The 15157-nt window shown below is 71.2% G+C and carries 11 protein-coding genes; 5 read left to right on the top strand and 6 right to left on the bottom strand.

What is annotated here, in order from left to right; genetic code table 11:
* Nucleotides 1-11 precede the first annotated feature (11 nt).
* Together ACH4S7_RS00790 and ACH4S7_RS00785 are read left to right on the top strand one after the other, a co-directional pair.
* Nucleotides 12-2039 (top strand): TerD family protein, encoded by a 2028-nt coding sequence (locus ACH4S7_RS00790; RefSeq protein WP_398518881.1) that lies wholly within the window; start codon nt 12-14, stop codon nt 2037-2039.
* 276 nt (nt 2040-2315) lie between these two features.
* Nucleotides 2316-3368 (top strand): TerC family protein, encoded by a 1053-nt coding sequence (locus ACH4S7_RS00785; RefSeq protein WP_398518880.1) that lies wholly within the window; start codon nt 2316-2318, stop codon nt 3366-3368.
* A 258-nt stretch (nt 3369-3626) separates the two neighbouring features.
* Here the strand turns inward: ACH4S7_RS00785 and ACH4S7_RS00780 are convergent, their stop codons facing one another.
* The 4 genes from ACH4S7_RS00780 to ACH4S7_RS00765 form a co-directional block, all read right to left on the bottom strand.
* Entirely contained in the window at nt 3627-4802 is a 1176-nt protein-coding gene (locus tag ACH4S7_RS00780; RefSeq protein ID WP_398519978.1) for an ABC transporter permease, read from the bottom strand.
* Nucleotides 4803-4882: 80 nt separating this feature from the next.
* Nucleotides 4883-5734: an ABC transporter ATP-binding protein gene (locus ACH4S7_RS00775; RefSeq protein WP_398518879.1), complete on the bottom strand. Its 852-nt coding sequence runs from the start codon at nt 5732-5734 to the stop codon at nt 4883-4885.
* Nucleotides 5731-6891, bottom strand: a complete 1161-nt coding sequence (locus ACH4S7_RS00770) for a peptidoglycan-binding protein (protein ID WP_398518878.1) — start codon at nt 6889-6891, stop codon at nt 5731-5733. The genes ACH4S7_RS00775 and ACH4S7_RS00770 overlap by 4 nt, the downstream gene beginning before the upstream one ends.
* Nucleotides 6891-7424 carry a hypothetical protein gene (locus tag ACH4S7_RS00765; RefSeq protein WP_398518877.1) on the bottom strand — a complete coding sequence of 178 codons (534 nt, stop codon included), beginning with the start codon at nt 7422-7424 and terminating at the stop codon, nt 6891-6893. The genes ACH4S7_RS00770 and ACH4S7_RS00765 overlap by 1 nt, the downstream gene beginning before the upstream one ends.
* Nucleotides 7425-7637: 213 nt before the next feature.
* Between ACH4S7_RS00765 and ACH4S7_RS00760 the strand changes: the two genes are divergently transcribed.
* Complete coding sequence (locus tag ACH4S7_RS00760; protein WP_398518876.1) at nt 7638-8294, top strand: response regulator transcription factor; 657 nt, start codon at nt 7638-7640, stop codon at nt 8292-8294.
* A 269-nt stretch (nt 8295-8563) separates the two neighbouring features.
* Complete coding sequence (locus ACH4S7_RS00755) at nt 8564-9742, top strand: sensor histidine kinase (protein ID WP_398518875.1); 1179 nt, start codon at nt 8564-8566, stop codon at nt 9740-9742.
* Nucleotides 9743-10003: 261 nt separating this feature from the next.
* Here the strand turns inward: ACH4S7_RS00755 and ACH4S7_RS00750 are convergent, their stop codons facing one another.
* Both ACH4S7_RS00750 and ACH4S7_RS00745 read right to left on the bottom strand, forming a co-directional pair.
* Nucleotides 10004-10660 (bottom strand): MBL fold metallo-hydrolase, encoded by a 657-nt coding sequence (locus ACH4S7_RS00750; protein ID WP_398518874.1) that lies wholly within the window; start codon nt 10658-10660, stop codon nt 10004-10006.
* A 180-nt stretch (nt 10661-10840) separates the two neighbouring features.
* Nucleotides 10841-11551 carry a maleylpyruvate isomerase family mycothiol-dependent enzyme gene (locus ACH4S7_RS00745; protein WP_398518873.1) on the bottom strand — a complete coding sequence of 237 codons (711 nt, stop codon included), beginning with the start codon at nt 11549-11551 and terminating at the stop codon, nt 10841-10843.
* Nucleotides 11552-11793: 242 nt separating this feature from the next.
* Between ACH4S7_RS00745 and uvrA the strand changes: the two genes are divergently transcribed.
* Nucleotides 11794-14973, top strand: coding sequence for an excinuclease ABC subunit UvrA (gene uvrA, locus ACH4S7_RS00740; RefSeq protein ID WP_398518872.1), 3180 nt, complete (start codon nt 11794-11796; stop codon nt 14971-14973).
* The last annotated feature ends 184 nt before the right edge of the window (nt 14974-15157 follow it).

The raw sequence follows: 15157 nt of genomic DNA, 5'->3' as shown, positions 1-15157 counted from the left end.
GGGACGAGGCGATGACGGCCGAGCTGGTCCGGGGGCAGAACCACCCACTGCCCGACACCCGCCTGGAGATCCGAGTGTCGGCCGGCCACCCCGTCGTGGCCTGCGCGACCTGTTCCGACGAACGGGGCACCGTCGCCGCCGACGGGCTCGCGCACCCGGGAACACCGGCGCTGCCCGGTGTCGAGGTCCCCCGCGACGCCACCGCCGCACCCCGCTGCACCGTCGATCTGGCCGTGGTGCCGACGACCGTGCACAAGGTGGGCATCCTGCTCGCGCTCCCCGAAGGTGCCGGTGGGCCGCTTCACTTCGGCGCCACGGCGGCCCCGTTCCTCGCGGTCACCGACCGGTCCGGTGCCGAGGTGGCCAGCTTCACCATCACCGACCTGGACACCGAGACCGCGCTCGTCGCGGTCGAGTTCTACCGCCGACAGGGTGCCTGGAAGGTCCGCGCGGTCGGCCAGGGGTACGCCGGCGGGCTCGCCCAGCTACTCGGTGACCAGGGACTGGACCGGGCCCGGGAGCGGGCCGTGGAGATCCAGCGGACGGCGGCCGGGCCCGCTACCCGGGCGGAGCCCGCGCGGCTGCGGCCCGCGGGCGCCGACGGTGCTCGCGGTGGCGGTGCCGCCGATGGTGCCCGTACCGGGAGCGTCGACGGCAGCCCTTACGCCCGCCCCGCCGCGACCCGGCCGGGTCAGCCGCCCGCCGCCGCCCCGGACACCACCACGGTGGCCGGTCGGCTCCAGGGCGCGGGCACCACCCCGCCCGGCACCGGCCAGCCGGACGCGCTGCCCGCCTCCGCCGCCCCCGGCGGTCAGGCCGGGGCCATCGACTACGCGCACCCGCGCCGTCGCTCTGCCGAGCCCCACCCGCCTCCGCCGCCTCCGGTGGTGCCGCCGGCCGAGCCCGGCCGGCCCGTGGCGGGGGACGCCACCGGCTGGTCGATGGAGGAGCGGCTTTACAACCAGATCTGGGCGATGTTCGAGGATCTGGCCCGAAGTGTTGCCGCTTACCGCAGCGCGGTGGAGTTCGCCGAGAACCGCCTGGACCATGAGCTGGACCAGGCCCTCTCCGATCCGCGCAGCCGCATCGGCGGAGCCGGTGACGCCGCGCGCCGGGTGGCCCGCGCCAAGTGCGACAAGCTCACCGCCCAGGCCCGGCAGGCACTCGACCGTGATCTCGTCCAGCTCGTGGCCGAGACCGATGTCGTCGAGCCCGCCCTGCCGCCCGCCTTCGCCCGCTGGGACAACCCCGCCTGGCACGCCTATCGCGTGCCCATGGAGACGCCGATGGCGCTCCGGCTCGGCGATCTGCACCTCCCGGAGACGCCCGAGGTGCACATACCGTTCCTGGTCAGGCTGCCGTTGGAGCGCGGTCTCTGGGTGGACAGCGGACGCGCGGGTTCCGAGGCCGCGATGATGCTGGACGAGGGCCGGCTGCGGAAGCTCGCCGTGGACTGCGCGGTCACCCACGCCGCCCGGCTGCTCGCGATCTACCCGCCGGGTGACTTCACGCTCCATGTCATCGACCCGGCGGGCACGGCGGCGCCCTCGCTCGCCCCGCTGGTCGAGTCCGGAGTGCTCGCCGCCGCGCCGATGGCCGGTGCCCGGGGGGTGAGCGACACGCTCGCGAAGCTGACCCAGCGGGTGGATCTGGTGACGATGGCGGTGCGCGGTGGCGCCGCCGACTCCCTGCCGCCCGATCTGGACACCTCGGAGCAGTTGCTGATCGTCAATGACTTCCCGCACGGTTTCGACGACCGGGCCGTCACCCAGTTGCGCTATCTCGCCGACGAAGGTCCGGCGGTGGGTGTGCATCTGTTGATGGTCGCGGACCGTGAGGACGCGAGCGCGTACGGGCCCGTGCTCGATCCGCTGTGGCGCTCGCTGCTGCGGGTGACTCCGGTCCCCGACGACCATCTGGCCGATCCCTGGGTGCGGCACGCCTGGACGTATCAGCCGCCGGAGATCCCGGACGGCAGCGCCGTGCTCCGTCAGGTGCTGGATCAGGTGGCCGCCGCGCGCCGTTCCTGGGGGCGCTGAGGGGCGCGAACGGATCGCTGAGCGCCGGGCTCATGACCGTTCGCAACCATCCTGAGCTGGAGATTTGAATCTCCCTTTACCAAATTCTTTACCTTCGCTTGGTGCGTCCTGTACTCTCGCCAGAGCGGAGGGGAGTATTCCCGACTGCGACGTACTCGTCAGTACGGACCGTCATCGGTCCCGGGGCGTCGGCCCGTGCGGCTAGGACCGCTCGGGTGGAAGAGACCTCCGGCAGCGACGACGCTGAACAAAGAGCCGTACGACGCCGGAGGCGCAGTGGACGTTTCATTGACCCTGTGGGTGCTGACCATTCTTGGTCTGAGCGCCCTGATCGCAGTCGACTTCTTCATCGGGCGCAAGCCCCATGATGTGTCGATCAAGGAAGCCGGAATCTGGACGATCGTCTGGATCGTGCTCGCCGTGCTCTTCGGAATCGGCCTGGCGGTCTTCGGTAACAGCCAGTCCTCCGGTGAGTTCTTCGCCGGCTTCATCACTGAGAAGTCGCTCAGTGTCGACAATCTCTTCGTCTTCGTCCTGATCATGGCGAAGTTCGCGGTGCCCTCCCACCTCCAGCAGCGGGTGCTGCTCATCGGTGTGCTGATCGCCCTGGTGCTCCGGGCTGTCTTCATCGCGGCCGGCGCGGCCATCATCGCCAGCTTCTCGTGGGTCTTCTTCATCTTCGGCGCGTTCCTGATCTACACCGCCTGGAAGCTCATCCAGGAAGCGCGTTCCGATGAAGAGGAGGACGACTTCGAGGAGAACCGCCTCCTGAAGGCGGTCGAGAAGAGGTTCGGTGTCGCCGACCAGTACCACGGCACCAAGCTCTTCATCCAGCGGAACGGCAAGCGTGTCCTGACCCCGCTGATGGTGGTCATGCTCGCCATCGGCACGACCGACATCCTGTTCGCCCTGGACTCGATCCCGGCCATCTTCGGCCTGACCCAGGACCCGTACATCGTCTTCACGGCCAACGCCTTCGCCCTGATGGGTCTGCGTCAGCTGTACTTCCTCATCGGCGGTCTGCTGAAGAAGCTGGTCCACCTCAGCTACGGCCTGTCGGTGATCCTCGGCTTCATCGGCGTCAAGCTGATCCTGCACGCCCTCCACGAGGCTGGGGTGCACGTCCCCGAGATCTCGATCCCGTTCTCGCTGACGGTCATCTGCGGTGTGCTGATCATCACCACGATCACCAGCCTCATCGCCTCCAAGAAGCAGGCGGAGCGGGAAGCGGCGGAAGGCTCCGGCGACGCCGCGAACGCCTTGGACGGCAAGGGCGACGGCAAGGGCCCGGACGACAAGGGCAAGGACAAGGACAGCGTCGAAGCCTGACGCCGGCCATGGTCTGAATCCCCGCGCGGACGATTCCCGCGTGAACGGCTCGCGCGGAGATGACCGCCCGAGTCGATGACTCCCCGAGCGGGGGAGGACGGCACCACCGTCCTCCCCCGCTCGGTCGTTTCCGGCCACCGGCCACCGGCCGTCAGCCGCCCCCAGCCGGCCCCCCAGTCGGCCTCTCAGCGCCCCCCGTCGCCCCGTCGCCGCCCCCGTACTCCCGAGCCCCCCATACCGTCGTTCCCGGGCCGGCCGTCAGGGAGTGGCCAATGCCTCCGTGGGGGAGAGGCGGGAGGCGCGGACGGCCGGGTAGAGGCCGGCCAGTGCGCCGATCGCGAGCGTGGCCCCGACCCCGCCGAGCAGCACCCACGGCGGCACCACCACGGGCCAGTCCTGGTAGCCGGCGTAGCCACCGGTCACACCGGCGCCCAGCACCGCGCCGCCCAGGCCACCGAGGGCCGAGAGCAGCAGGGACTCGGCGAGGAACTGGGTACGGATCTGCCCCCGGGTGGCCCCCAGGGAGCGGCGCAGTCCGATCTCCGCCCGCCGCTCCAGCACCGAGATGACCATGGTGTTGGCCACGCCGACCCCGCCGACGAGCAGTGCCACCGCCCCCAGCCCCAGCAGCAGACCGGTGAATGCCTTGCCCGCCGCCTGCTCAGCGACGAGTGCGTCCGACGGCCGAGAGACATTGACCTCGTTGGGCGCCTCCGGGTTGGCGGTGGCCCCCAGCACCGCCTGTACGTCGTCCACGGCCGATTTGTCGGAGCGGGTGTAGACCGTCGTCGCGTGTCCGTCGAAGCCCAGCTCAGACCGGGCCACCGGCCAGCCGACCAGCACTGCCGAGTCCAGCTCGGGAGCGAGGGGTGCCGGTTCGAGGATCCCCACCACGGTGAACCACTTGCCGCCGATGAGCACCCGGGTGTCGGGATGCGCGCGGTTGAGCCCCAGCCGCTCGGCCGCCGCGGCCCCGAGGACGGTGGCCGGATACTTCCCGGTGGCGTCGTTCAGCCAGGTGCCACCACGCAGCTTTGCGGCCACCGTCTCCCGCAGATCCGTGCGGACGGCGTAGGCGTTGATCCCGCCCGTCTCGGCCTCGGGGATCCGGTCGTTGCGGTAGACCCGGGTATCGGCGATCTCGCCGATCGCCGACACCGCGTTCACCGGCCCGATCCGGCCCACCATGTTCTCGGCCTCCAGAGGCAGCCGCGCATCCCCGCCGCTCATGGTCGTGCCCGGGGTCACCGTCAGCAGATTGGTGCCGAGCGAGGCGAGCGTACGGTCGAGTCCGGCGCGGGACGACGAGGAGATGCCCACCACCGCGACCATCGCGGCGATACCGATCGCGATGCCCAGCGCGGACAGGAAGGCGCGCAGCGGGCGGGTCCGCAGCCCCACCGCGCCGACCGCGAGCACATCGCGCGGCCCCATCCGGGCCGGCCGCAGCGTGCCGGGGCGCGCCGCGTCCGCGCCCCGTACGTCCGGCGGCGACGACAGCAGGGTGACCGGGGTCATCGAGTCACCCCCGGGTCCGCCGTGCCGGCCGGGTCCCCCGCACCGGCCCTGTCCGCCCTGTCTGTCCTGTCCGCGCGGGCGGCCGCATCCGCCGCAGGCCCCGCGGAAAGCCCCGTAGCCGGCCCTGCGGAAAGCCCCCCGGGAGGTTCGGCAGGCGGTTCGGCAGGAGGCGTGGTGGCCCCGGGCGACCGGATGTCCTCGACGATCCGGCCGTCCCGCATCCGTACCTGCCGGGGCAGTGACCCGGCGATCTCCCGGTCATGGGTGATGATCACGACGGTGGTGCCCGCCGCGTTCAGCTCCCGCAGCAGCCGCATCACCCCGTCCCCCGACGCGGAGTCCAGCGCCCCCGTGGGTTCGTCCGCCAGCAGCAGCGCCGGGTCACCAGCCACGGCCCGCGCGATGGCGACCCGCTGCCGCTCACCGCCGGACAGCTCCTGCGGCTCGTGGTCCATCCGGTGGCCGAGCCCGACCCGCTCCAACGCTGCGGCGGCGCGCCGCCGCCGGTCGACCCGGCGCAGCCCGCAGTACAGCAGCCCGTCGGCGACGTTATCCAGGGCCGCCGTGCCCGCCGCCAGATGGAACTGCTGGAAGACGAAGCCGATACGGTTCGCCCGCAGCGCGGACAGCTTGGCGTCCGAGAGCGTGTCCAGGTCGTATCCGTCGACGCGCACACTCCCCGAACTGGGCCGGTCCAGCGTCCCCAGCACATGGAGCATGGTCGACTTGCCCGAGCCGGACGGGCCGACGATGCTCAGGAGTTCTCCGTACCCGATCCGCAGCGATACCCCGCCGAGCGCGGTGACATCGCCCGGGTAGACCTTGGTCACATCCGTCAGAGAGATCACTTCGGTATCCCCACGGTCGTGCCCCCGGTGATGCCCGTCCCGGAGATCTCCACCCGGCCGTCCGCGAACAGTCCCGTGGTGACAGGTACATAGGACGAGGTGGAACCCTTGACGACCTCCACCCCGAAGCCGCCCTCGGCGAGGGCGACCAGCGCGGCGACCGGGACGGTCAGCACATTCGTACGGGTGTCCGCGACGAAGCCGACGCCGACCGCCGCCAGGGTGTACGCGTCGGCCGCCTTCCGCCCCTTGGCGTCGCTGAGGGTCACCACCACCTCGATCTTCGTCTCGGCCTCCTCCTGACCGCTGGCGGGCTCGATGACCGTGGAGACCTCCACGATCCGGCCGGCGACCACCGAATCGTCGGGCAGGGTGACGGTGACCGCCGCGCCCTTCTTCGCCAGCCGCTGGTCGGCGGCGTCGAGCTCCACGGTCACGGCCTTCGCGGTGCCCGTGTACGAGAGCACTCGGCCGCCGGGGCCGATCGGGTCGCCCACGGCGGCCTCCAGGCCCTCCACCCGTACCGGACCGGAGGCGAACACCACCCGGCCCAGCTCGACCGTTCCCGTCTCCCGCAGTCCGAGATCCTCCTGCCACTCCCGCACCGCGTCCGCCGTGGCGGCCGTGAACTCCTCGTCCACGGTGAAGCCGCCGTAGCCGAGCGCGTCGAGGTTCTGCTCCAGTTGTTTGACGTCCGCGCCCTCCACGCCCTTCTTCAGGGGGCGGTACGCGGGCAGGGCCCCGTACATCAGGGTCACCGGGCCGTTGTCCACCTCGTACAGCGGCTTTCCCCGGGTGACGCGGTCACCGGTGCCGGGGAGATCGGTGACCGTGCCCCCCAGTCGTCCCTGGGCGGTCGTCGCCGGGCCGTGGCCCAGCTCCCCGTCCGCGCGGTGGACGTCCTTCAGGGTCTCCTTCGTCACCTCGGTGGTGTTCGGGGGCAGCTCGCTCCCGGCTGTTCCGTCGGACGATCCCTTCTCCCCGACGAGGCCGAGCGTGGCCGCCGCGACGGCGCCGCCCGCGGCCAGTACGGCGATGGCGACGGCAGTCCTCCGGCCGCGCCTTCTGCGGTGGCGCGCGGGGCGGGGCGGACCGGCCGCCCCGCCCTCATCGCCGGGTGCCCCGTCCGGCAGTCGTTCCAGAGTGGTCTCCCCCATCACGACTTCTCCGCACCCTCGCGCGCCTTCGTCAGCAGATCGCCGCACAGCTCCTCCGCCTTCTTGAACTCGGCGTCGTTGACCATTCCGTTGATCCTGATGCCGCCGTCCGCCCCCGGGTCGGGGAACTTCTCCACACCGTTCTTCCTCATGCACGCGGCGAACTTCCGCATCCCTTCCGCGATCTTCGGATCGACCTTGCCGCCCGGTCCCGCGCCCTGCGGCTGGAACTCGCGGCACGCGGCCATCGCCTTCTCCAAGGCGGCCTTGTCCACGCCGTCATTCCTCTTGACGGTTATCCGGCCTTCGACCGGGTCCTCCATGGCGACCCCGTTCTCGCGCATGCACCGCGCGAACCTCAGCCCCTGCTCCTGGCGGCTGAGCTTCGGCTTCTTGCTCTCCGTGTCACTGGCCGTGCCGGTGGCCGCCGAGGCCACACCGTCGCGGTCGTCGTCCTCCGAGCCGCATCCGGTGAGGGCCAGCCCCAGCACGAGTGGCAGCGCCACCAGTGCGGTTCGGGCGTGTGGTCGCATCCGTCGTCTCCTCCGCCGTGGGCCGGAGGGATTCCGGCCGTCCGTGGAGTGATGCAACGCCGCCCCCGGTTTCCTCCCCGTTTCCGCATCGACTCCGACCTGATCCGAACGGGAGGCCCTAACGGCGAGGAAACGCGCCCGGCGTCACCATGGGCACCCGAGGGGGCCGCTCCACGTCAGGTGTGGAGCGTTCTCCCGTCGAAGGGGGGATCCATGCGGGTGCTGGTGGTCGAGGACGAGCCGCTGCTCGCCGACGCGATAGCGGAGTGGCTGCGCGGTGACACCCATGCCGTGGACATCGCCCCCGACGGGGCGGCGGCCCTGGAACGCATCGGAGTCAACGACTACGACGTCGTCGTGCTGGACCGGGACCTGCCCGTCGTGCACGGGGACGACGTCTGCCGGGAGCTGGCGGCGTCCGACGCCTCGGCCCGGGTGCTGATGCTCACGGCCGCCGCCGAGGTCGCCGACCGGGTCGCCGGCCTGAGCATCGGGGCCGATGACTATCTGGCCAAACCGTTCGCCTTCTCCGAACTGGCGGCCCGGGTCCAGGCGCTCGGGCGGCGCTCACGGCCCGCGGTACCGCCCGTGCTGCGCCGGCGGGGCATCACCCTGGACCCGTCCCGCCGCGAGGTGTTCCGGGACGGGCGGTACGTACCCCTGTCCCGCAAGGAGTTTGCGGTCCTCACCGAGCTGATGCGCGCCGACGGGGTGGTCGTCTCGGCCGAACAGCTCCTGGAGAAGGCGTGGGACGAGCACGCCGATCCGTTCACCGGGGCGGTCCGGCTCGCGGTACTCAAACTCCGCCGCAAGCTCGGTGATCCGGCCGTCGTGGAGACCGTGACCGGAGCGGGGTACCGGATCCGATGAGTACGGCAGCCTCGCGTCGTGACAGTCGTGACAGTCGTGACAGTCGTGACAGTCGTGACAGTCGTGACAGTCGTGACAGTCGTGACAATCGTGACAGTTGGGCCAGGTGGTCCCGTCGGTCCCGGTCGTTACCCCCGACGCCCGAACCCTCCGGATCAGCCACCACGGATACGGAGCCGGGGGGCCACGGATCGCCGCGGTCCGGCCCCCGCCTACTGCTGCGCACCCGGCTCACCATCATCTACGGGGGACTCTTCCTGGTCGCCGGGGTGGTGCTGCTCGGCGTCACCTACGTCCTCTTCAACCAGCAGCTCGTCGGTGGCGATATGAAGATCGTCGGGCGACCACCCGGCGCCGCGACCCCCGTACCGCAGACGGTCACCCCCGTACCGCAGACGGTCACGCCGCCGCCGACGACCGCCCCACGGCCGGGAAGTTCGGCCCCCACCGTGATCATGAAATCCGGTGCACAGGGCACCGAGGATTGGATGAAGGACGGACGGGAGGCGCTGCGGAACGCCGCGACGACCTCCATCCTCACGCAGGGCGGCCTCGTGCTGCTGGTGGTCGGCTGCACCGCCGCCGGATTCGGCTGGCTGGTCGCCGGCCGGGTGCTGGCGCCGCTGCACCGGGTCACGGAGACCGCCCGGCGCATCGCCGCGGCCCCCGCGGCCGGCCGTGGCCTGCACGAGCGCATCGCGCTGCGCGGCCCGGACGACGAGGTGAAGGATCTCGCCGACACCTTCGACACCATGGTCGAACGGCTGGACCGCTCCTTCGACGGCCAGCGGCGCTTCGTCGCCAACGCCTCCCACGAGCTGCGCACCCCGCTCACTCTGGGGCGGGCGCTCGTGGAGGTGGCCATGCACCGGAAGTCGGCGTCGGACGATGTGCTCCGACTCGGTGAGAATCTGCTGGAGATCAACATCCGCCATGAGCGGCTGATCAGCGGGCTGTTGCTGCTCGCGGACTCGGAGAACGAGATCGCCGACCGGCGGCCGGTCGATCTGGCGGACGTGGTGACGCATGTAGTGGCCCGGCTCATACCGGAGGCCAGGCGGGCCGCGATCGTCGTCGAGGAGGTGGCGGACGAGGCCCTGACGACCGGGGACGCGCTGCTGCTGGAGCGTCTGGTGCACAACCTCGTGGAGAACGGCATCCGGCACAACGCCTCGACAGGGGGCCTGCTGCGGGTCGTCAGCCGTACCCGGCCCGACGGCCGTGCCGAGATCGAGGTGAGCAATACCGGTGCCGCCGTGGCCCCGTACGACATTCCGGCACTCTTCGAACCGTTCCGCCGCCTGGGCGCGGACCGGCTGGTCAGCTCGGAGGGCGCGGGGCTGGGCCTCTCGATCGTCCGGGCCGTGGCCCACGCCCACGGGGGCACGGTCGCCGCCCGCCCGCGCGACGGCGGCGGACTGGTGGTCACGGCGACGCTGCCGCCGTGAGGTGGGGCCGTACGGGACCGGTGGTGCGTACGGGGCCGGTCGGGCGTACGGGACTGGTGGTGCGTACGGGATCGGTCAGGCGTACGGGGGAAGATGCGGGGGCGGGTGCCGTGCGGGGCCCGTACAGCCCGGACATGACTGCGGGCGGGGGCGCGTGCGGGCCGGAGGCGTGCGCGGCGGGGTGGGCGCCGGGGGGTACGGATGCGTACGGGGGCGTGTGCGGCGGCGCCGGGCGCCGCAGCCTCAGGGTCCGGTCCTGAGCTACCAGCCGCGGGCGCGCCACTCCGGCAGGTGCGGCCGTTCGTCGCCCAGGGTGGTGTCCCTGCCGTGCCCCGGGTAGACCCAGGTCTCGTCCGGCAGTGCGCCGAAGAGCTTCGTCTCAACATCGCCGATGAGGCTCGCGAACGCCTCCGGGTCCTGACGGGTGTTGCCCACCCCGCCCGGGAAGAGACAGTCGCCCGTGAACAGGTGGGGATGGCCGTGCGGATCGTCGAAGACCAGGGCGATCGAGCCGGGTGTGTGGCCCACGAGGCGGCGCGCGGTCAGCTCGACCCGGCCGACCCGGATGACGTCTCCGTCCTCGACCGGCACATCCGTGGGGACGAGGATGCCCTCGGCGTCGTACGCCCCCGCGTAGGTGCGGGCACCGGTCGCGCCGACCACCTCGGCGAGCGCCTGCCAGTGGTCGCCGTGCCGATGGGTGGTGACGACGGAGGCGATCGAGTCCTCGCCGATCAACTGCAGCAGGGTCGCGGGGTCGCTGGCCGCGTCGATCAGCAGTTGCTCGCCGGTGGCCCGACAGCGCAGCAGATAGGAGTTGTTATCCATCGGACCGACCGCGACCTTGGAGATCATCAGATCGGTCAGTTCGTGCACATCCGCGGGGCCGCCGACCGTTACCACTCCGCTGTACGTCATGGGGTCAGCCTATAGCGACGATGCGGGCGGGAGGGTGGCCCCCGGCAGGGCTCCGGTGACGTGATCCGACTCGTCCTGCACCGAGCGTGAGGGCCCGCCCCACCGCGGGCCCACGAGCCCCCCGGCAAGGCCGGGCGCAGGGGGAGCGAGGGGGCTCGCGCGGGCCACGGAGGCCACGACCTACAGCGGGGGAAGGGCGGGCGGGCGGGCTCCGTCGGTGGCGCCCCGGACCGTCAGGTCGGCCAGGTCCACCCCGGAGCCGCGCCCGGCGAGCCAGCCGACCAGGGCGGCCACCGGGCCGCTGACCGTCACCGGGTCGCCCGTGGCGGAGCCCGTGGACCAGCGGCCCGCTTCGTCCGCCGCGACGATCCGGGTCGGCGGGACGTCCGGATGGCCGGCGAACCGTTCGGTGAGAAAGGCGATCTCGCGCAGCACGAAATCCTGCGGCAGATCACCCAGCTCGTAGCCGATGTCGAGATCGACATGGTGCAGCTCGACCTCGACGAGGCGGCGGAAGGGGATCCGGGAGGCACTGTCGGTGACGCCGTTGCGCAGGGCGACCGTGCGGTTCCAGTCGGCGGGGAGGGCGGCCACGGACTGGAGGCGGCGGGCGCTGTCGCCGACGTCGGCGAGCTGGACGTCGAGCGGGCGCGGGGCGTCGCGCTCGATGTCCGCGTCGCGCGCCGACGCGCTCTCGTACATCGGGCGGCCTTCGAGAACATTGACGAGCGCGTCGGCGTTACGGGAGAGATGGGCGAGGACATGACCGCGGCTCCACCCCGGGAGCCGTGACGGCCCGGCGAGCCGGGCGTTGTCCAGGGCGTCGGCCGCGGAGAGCAGTCGCTCGGTGGCTTCGCGTACAGAGACCAGGTCACGCTTGGCGTCGATCATGGAGCCGACGATAGCCCCGCCACTCGATCGGGTGAAGGTGGCCGCCGGTCACCGGAAATCGAATGTGCGTGCTATAGCCTGGAGCCAGGCATCCTTGGATGTCGGGCACCTCCTCCGGGCACTTCCCCGGGCCGCCGTCCGACACCCATCGCTCTGGTGGCCCCCTAGGCTGGAAAGGTCTGGGACCGGGGCCCGTGCCCCCGCTTCTCCCCCCGACTTCTCTAGAAAGGTGCGGACCCGGCGTGGCCGACCGTCTCATCGTTCGCGGCGCTCGTGAGCACAATCTCAAGAACGTCTCGCTCGACCTCCCCCGCGACTCCCTCATCGTGTTCACGGGGCTCTCCGGGTCGGGCAAGTCCTCGCTCGCCTTCGACACGATCTTCGCCGAGGGCCAGCGCCGCTATGTGGAATCCCTGTCCTCGTACGCCCGCCAGTTCCTGGGGCAGATGGACAAGCCGGACGTCGATTTCATCGAGGGCCTCTCCCCGGCCGTCTCCATCGACCAGAAGTCGACCTCGCGCAATCCGCGCTCCACGGTCGGCACCATCACGGAGGTCTACGACTACCTCCGGCTGCTGTTCGCCCGGATCGGCAAGCCGCACTGTCCCGAGTGCGGGCGCCCCATCGCGCGCCAGTCGCCGCAGGCCATCGTCGACCGGGTGCTTGAGCTGCCCGACGGCAGCCGGTTCCAGGTGCTCTCGCCGCTGGTGCGCGAGCGCAAGGGCGAGTTCGTCGATCTCTTCGCCGACCTCCAGACCAAGGGGTACAGCCGGGCCCGCGTCGACGGCGTCACGATCCAGCTCGCCGAGCCGCCCACGCTGAAGAAGCAGGAGAAGCACACCATCGAGGTGGTCGTGGACCGCCTCACCGTCAAGGAGGGCGCCAAGCGGCGGCTGACCGATTCGGTCGAGACCGCGCTCGGACTCTCCGGCGGCATGGTCGTGCTCGACTTCGTGGACCTCCCCGAGGACGATCCCGAGCGCGAGCGGATGTTCTCGGAGCACCTGTACTGCACATACGACGATCTGTCGTTCGAGGAGCTGGAGCCCCGGTCCTTCTCGTTCAACTCCCCCTTCGGCGCGTGCCCCGACTGCACCGGCATCGGCACCCGGATGGAGGTCGACCCCGAGCTGATCGTCCCGGACGAGGGGAAGTCCCTGGCCGATGGCGCCATCCACCCGTGGTCCCACGGACACACCAAGGAGTACTTCGGGCGGCTCATCGGCGGCCTCGCCGATGCGCTGGGGTTCTCGGTCGACATGCCCTGGGGCGGACTGCCCCAGCGCGCCAAGAAGGCCCTGCTGCACGGCCACAAGACCCAGGTCGAGGTCCGCTACCGCAATCGGTACGGCAGGGAGCGGGCCTACACCACCCCCGCCTTCGAAGGCGCCGTCCAGTTCGTCCGCAGGCGGCACCAGGAGGCCGAGAGCGACACCAGCAGGGAGCGCTTCGAGGGCTATATGCGCGAGGTGCCCTGTCCGACCTGTGAGGGCACCCGGCTGAAGCCGATCGTCCTCGCGGTGACGGTCATGGAGAAGTCCATCGCCGAGGTCGCCGCGATGTCGATCAGCGACTGCGCCGAGTTCCTCGGCCGGCTGAAGCTGAACGCCCGCGACAAGAAGATCGCCGAGCGGGTCCTCAAGGAGGTCAATGAGCGGCTGCGGTTCCTGGTCGACGTCGGCCTGGACTACCTCTCGCTCAACCGCGCGGCCGGCACCCTCTCCGGCGGCGAGGCCCAGCGCATCCGGCTCGCCACCCAGATCGGCTCCGGTCTCGTCGGCGTGCTCTATGTGCTGGACGAGCCCTCCATCGGTCTGCACCAGCGCGACAACCACCGGCTGATCGAGACCCTCGTCCGACTCCGTGACATGGGCAACACCCTCATCGTCGTGGAGCACGACGAGGACACCATCAAGGTGGCCGACTGGGTCGTGGACATCGGCCCCGGCGCCGGTGAGCACGGCGGCAAGGTCGTGCACTCCGGCCCCTTGAAGGAGCTGCTGACCACCAAGGAGTCGCTGACCGGGCAGTACCTCTCCGGGAAGCGGTCCATTCCGACGCCCGAGCTGCGCCGGCCGACCGACCCGGGGCGGCGCCTCACGGTCCACGGCGCCCGGGAGAACAACCTTCGGGACATCGAGGTCTCCTTCCCGCTCGGTGTGCTCACCGCCGTCACCGGTGTCTCCGGTTCCGGTAAGTCCACGCTGGTCAACGACATCCTCTACACCCACCTCGCCCGCGAGCTGAACGGCGCGAAGTCCGTACCGGGCCGCCACACCCGGGTCGACGGCGACGATCTCGTCGACAAGGTGGTGCACGTCGACCAGTCGCCCATCGGTCGCACGCCGCGTTCCAACCCCGCGACGTACACCGGCGTCTTCGATCATGTCCGCAGGCTCTTCGCGGAGACGATGGAGGCCAAGGTCCGGGGTTACCTCCCCGGCCGGTTCTCCTTCAATGTGAAGGGCGGTCGCTGCGAGAACTGCTCCGGTGACGGCACGATCAAGATCGAGATGAACTTCCTGCCGGATGTCTACGTCCCGTGCGAGGTCTGCCACGGCGCGCGGTACAACCGGGAGACCCTGGAGGTCCACTACAAGGGCAAGTCCATCGCTGAGGTGCTGGACATGCCGATCGAGGAGGCCCTGACCTTCTTCGAGGCGGTTCCGACGATCGCCCGCCACCTCCGGACGCTCCATGAGGTCGGTCTCGGCTATGTGCGCCTCGGTCAGTCCGCGCCGACGCTCTCCGGCGGTGAGGCACAGCGGGTGAAGCTGGCGTCGGAGCTGCAGAAGCGCTCCACCGGCCGCACGGTCTATGTGCTGGACGAGCCGACGACCGGTCTGCACTTCGAGGACATCAGCAAGCTGATCACGGTCCTCTCCGGCCTGGTCGACAAGGGCAACACCGTCATCGTCATCGAGCACAACCTCGACGTCATCAAGACGGCGGACTGGGTCGTGGACATGGGCCCCGAGGGCGGCAACGGCGGCGGTCTTGTCGTCGCCGAGGGCACACCGGAGGAGGTCGCCGGGGTGCCGGCGAGCCACACCGGCAAGTTCCTGCGGGAGGTCCTGGACGCGGAGCGGATCAGCGAGGCGGGGATGTCGGGGACGCGCTCCCCGGCGAGAAAGCCCGCGGCGAAGCGGACGAAGGCTGTCGCGAAGGGTGCGGCGGCCGGTAAGGCCACCGTCGCCGCCGCTTCCGGCGCGAAGACGGCAGGAGCCAAGGCCGCGGGAGCCAAGGCCGCGGGCACCGGCGCCGCCGCGCGGAAGACGGTCACGCGGAAGGCCACCGCGCCGCGGACGGCCGCGGAGAAGGCTGTTGCCAAGAAGGCCGCCGCGAAGCCGGTCGCCAAGAAGGCGGCGGCGAAGAAGACGGTGACCGCCAAGGGCACGACGGCTCGGGCGCGCCGGGCCTGACGCCGACCGAAGGGGCACTCGCCCGCACCCCGAGGGGCGCGGGCGGGTGCCCCTCGGCGTTTCCCGGCGCGGAGGTGGTCGGATGCGGTCGGAGTGGCTGGTGGGCACCACCGGGTGGCCCCCCCACCGGCAGAGGTGGCCGGAAGGGATCCGTGGCTGCCGTGTGGGAGCGGCGCCCGAGGCC

Source organism: Streptomyces sp. NPDC020965, assembly GCF_044333555.1.
In the GTDB taxonomy this organism is placed as follows: domain Bacteria; phylum Actinomycetota; class Actinomycetes; order Streptomycetales; family Streptomycetaceae; genus Streptomyces.
Note: the sequence above shows the minus strand (reverse complement) of the source record. Positions and strands in the feature narration are given on the sequence as shown.

Bases quoted from the DNA above. Each gene is read 5' to 3' on its own strand.
- ACH4S7_RS00790 (WP_398518881.1), top strand. From the start codon at position 12: ATGACGGCCGAGCTGGTCCGGGGGCAGAACCACCCACTGCCCGACACC.
- ACH4S7_RS00780 (WP_398519978.1), bottom strand. From the start codon at position 4,802: ATGGGGCCGCGCGATGTGCTCGCGGTCGGCGCGGTGGGGCTGCGGACC.
- ACH4S7_RS00770 (WP_398518878.1), bottom strand. From the start codon at position 6,891: ATGGGGGAGACCACTCTGGAACGACTGCCGGACGGGGCACCCGGCGAT.
- ACH4S7_RS00765 (WP_398518877.1), bottom strand. From the start codon at position 7,424: ATGCGACCACACGCCCGAACCGCACTGGTGGCGCTGCCACTCGTGCTG.
- ACH4S7_RS00760 (WP_398518876.1), top strand. From the start codon at position 7,638: ATGCGGGTGCTGGTGGTCGAGGACGAGCCGCTGCTCGCCGACGCGATA.
- ACH4S7_RS00750 (WP_398518874.1), bottom strand. From the start codon at position 10,660: ATGACGTACAGCGGAGTGGTAACGGTCGGCGGCCCCGCGGATGTGCAC.
- ACH4S7_RS00745 (WP_398518873.1), bottom strand. From the start codon at position 11,551: ATGATCGACGCCAAGCGTGACCTGGTCTCTGTACGCGAAGCCACCGAG.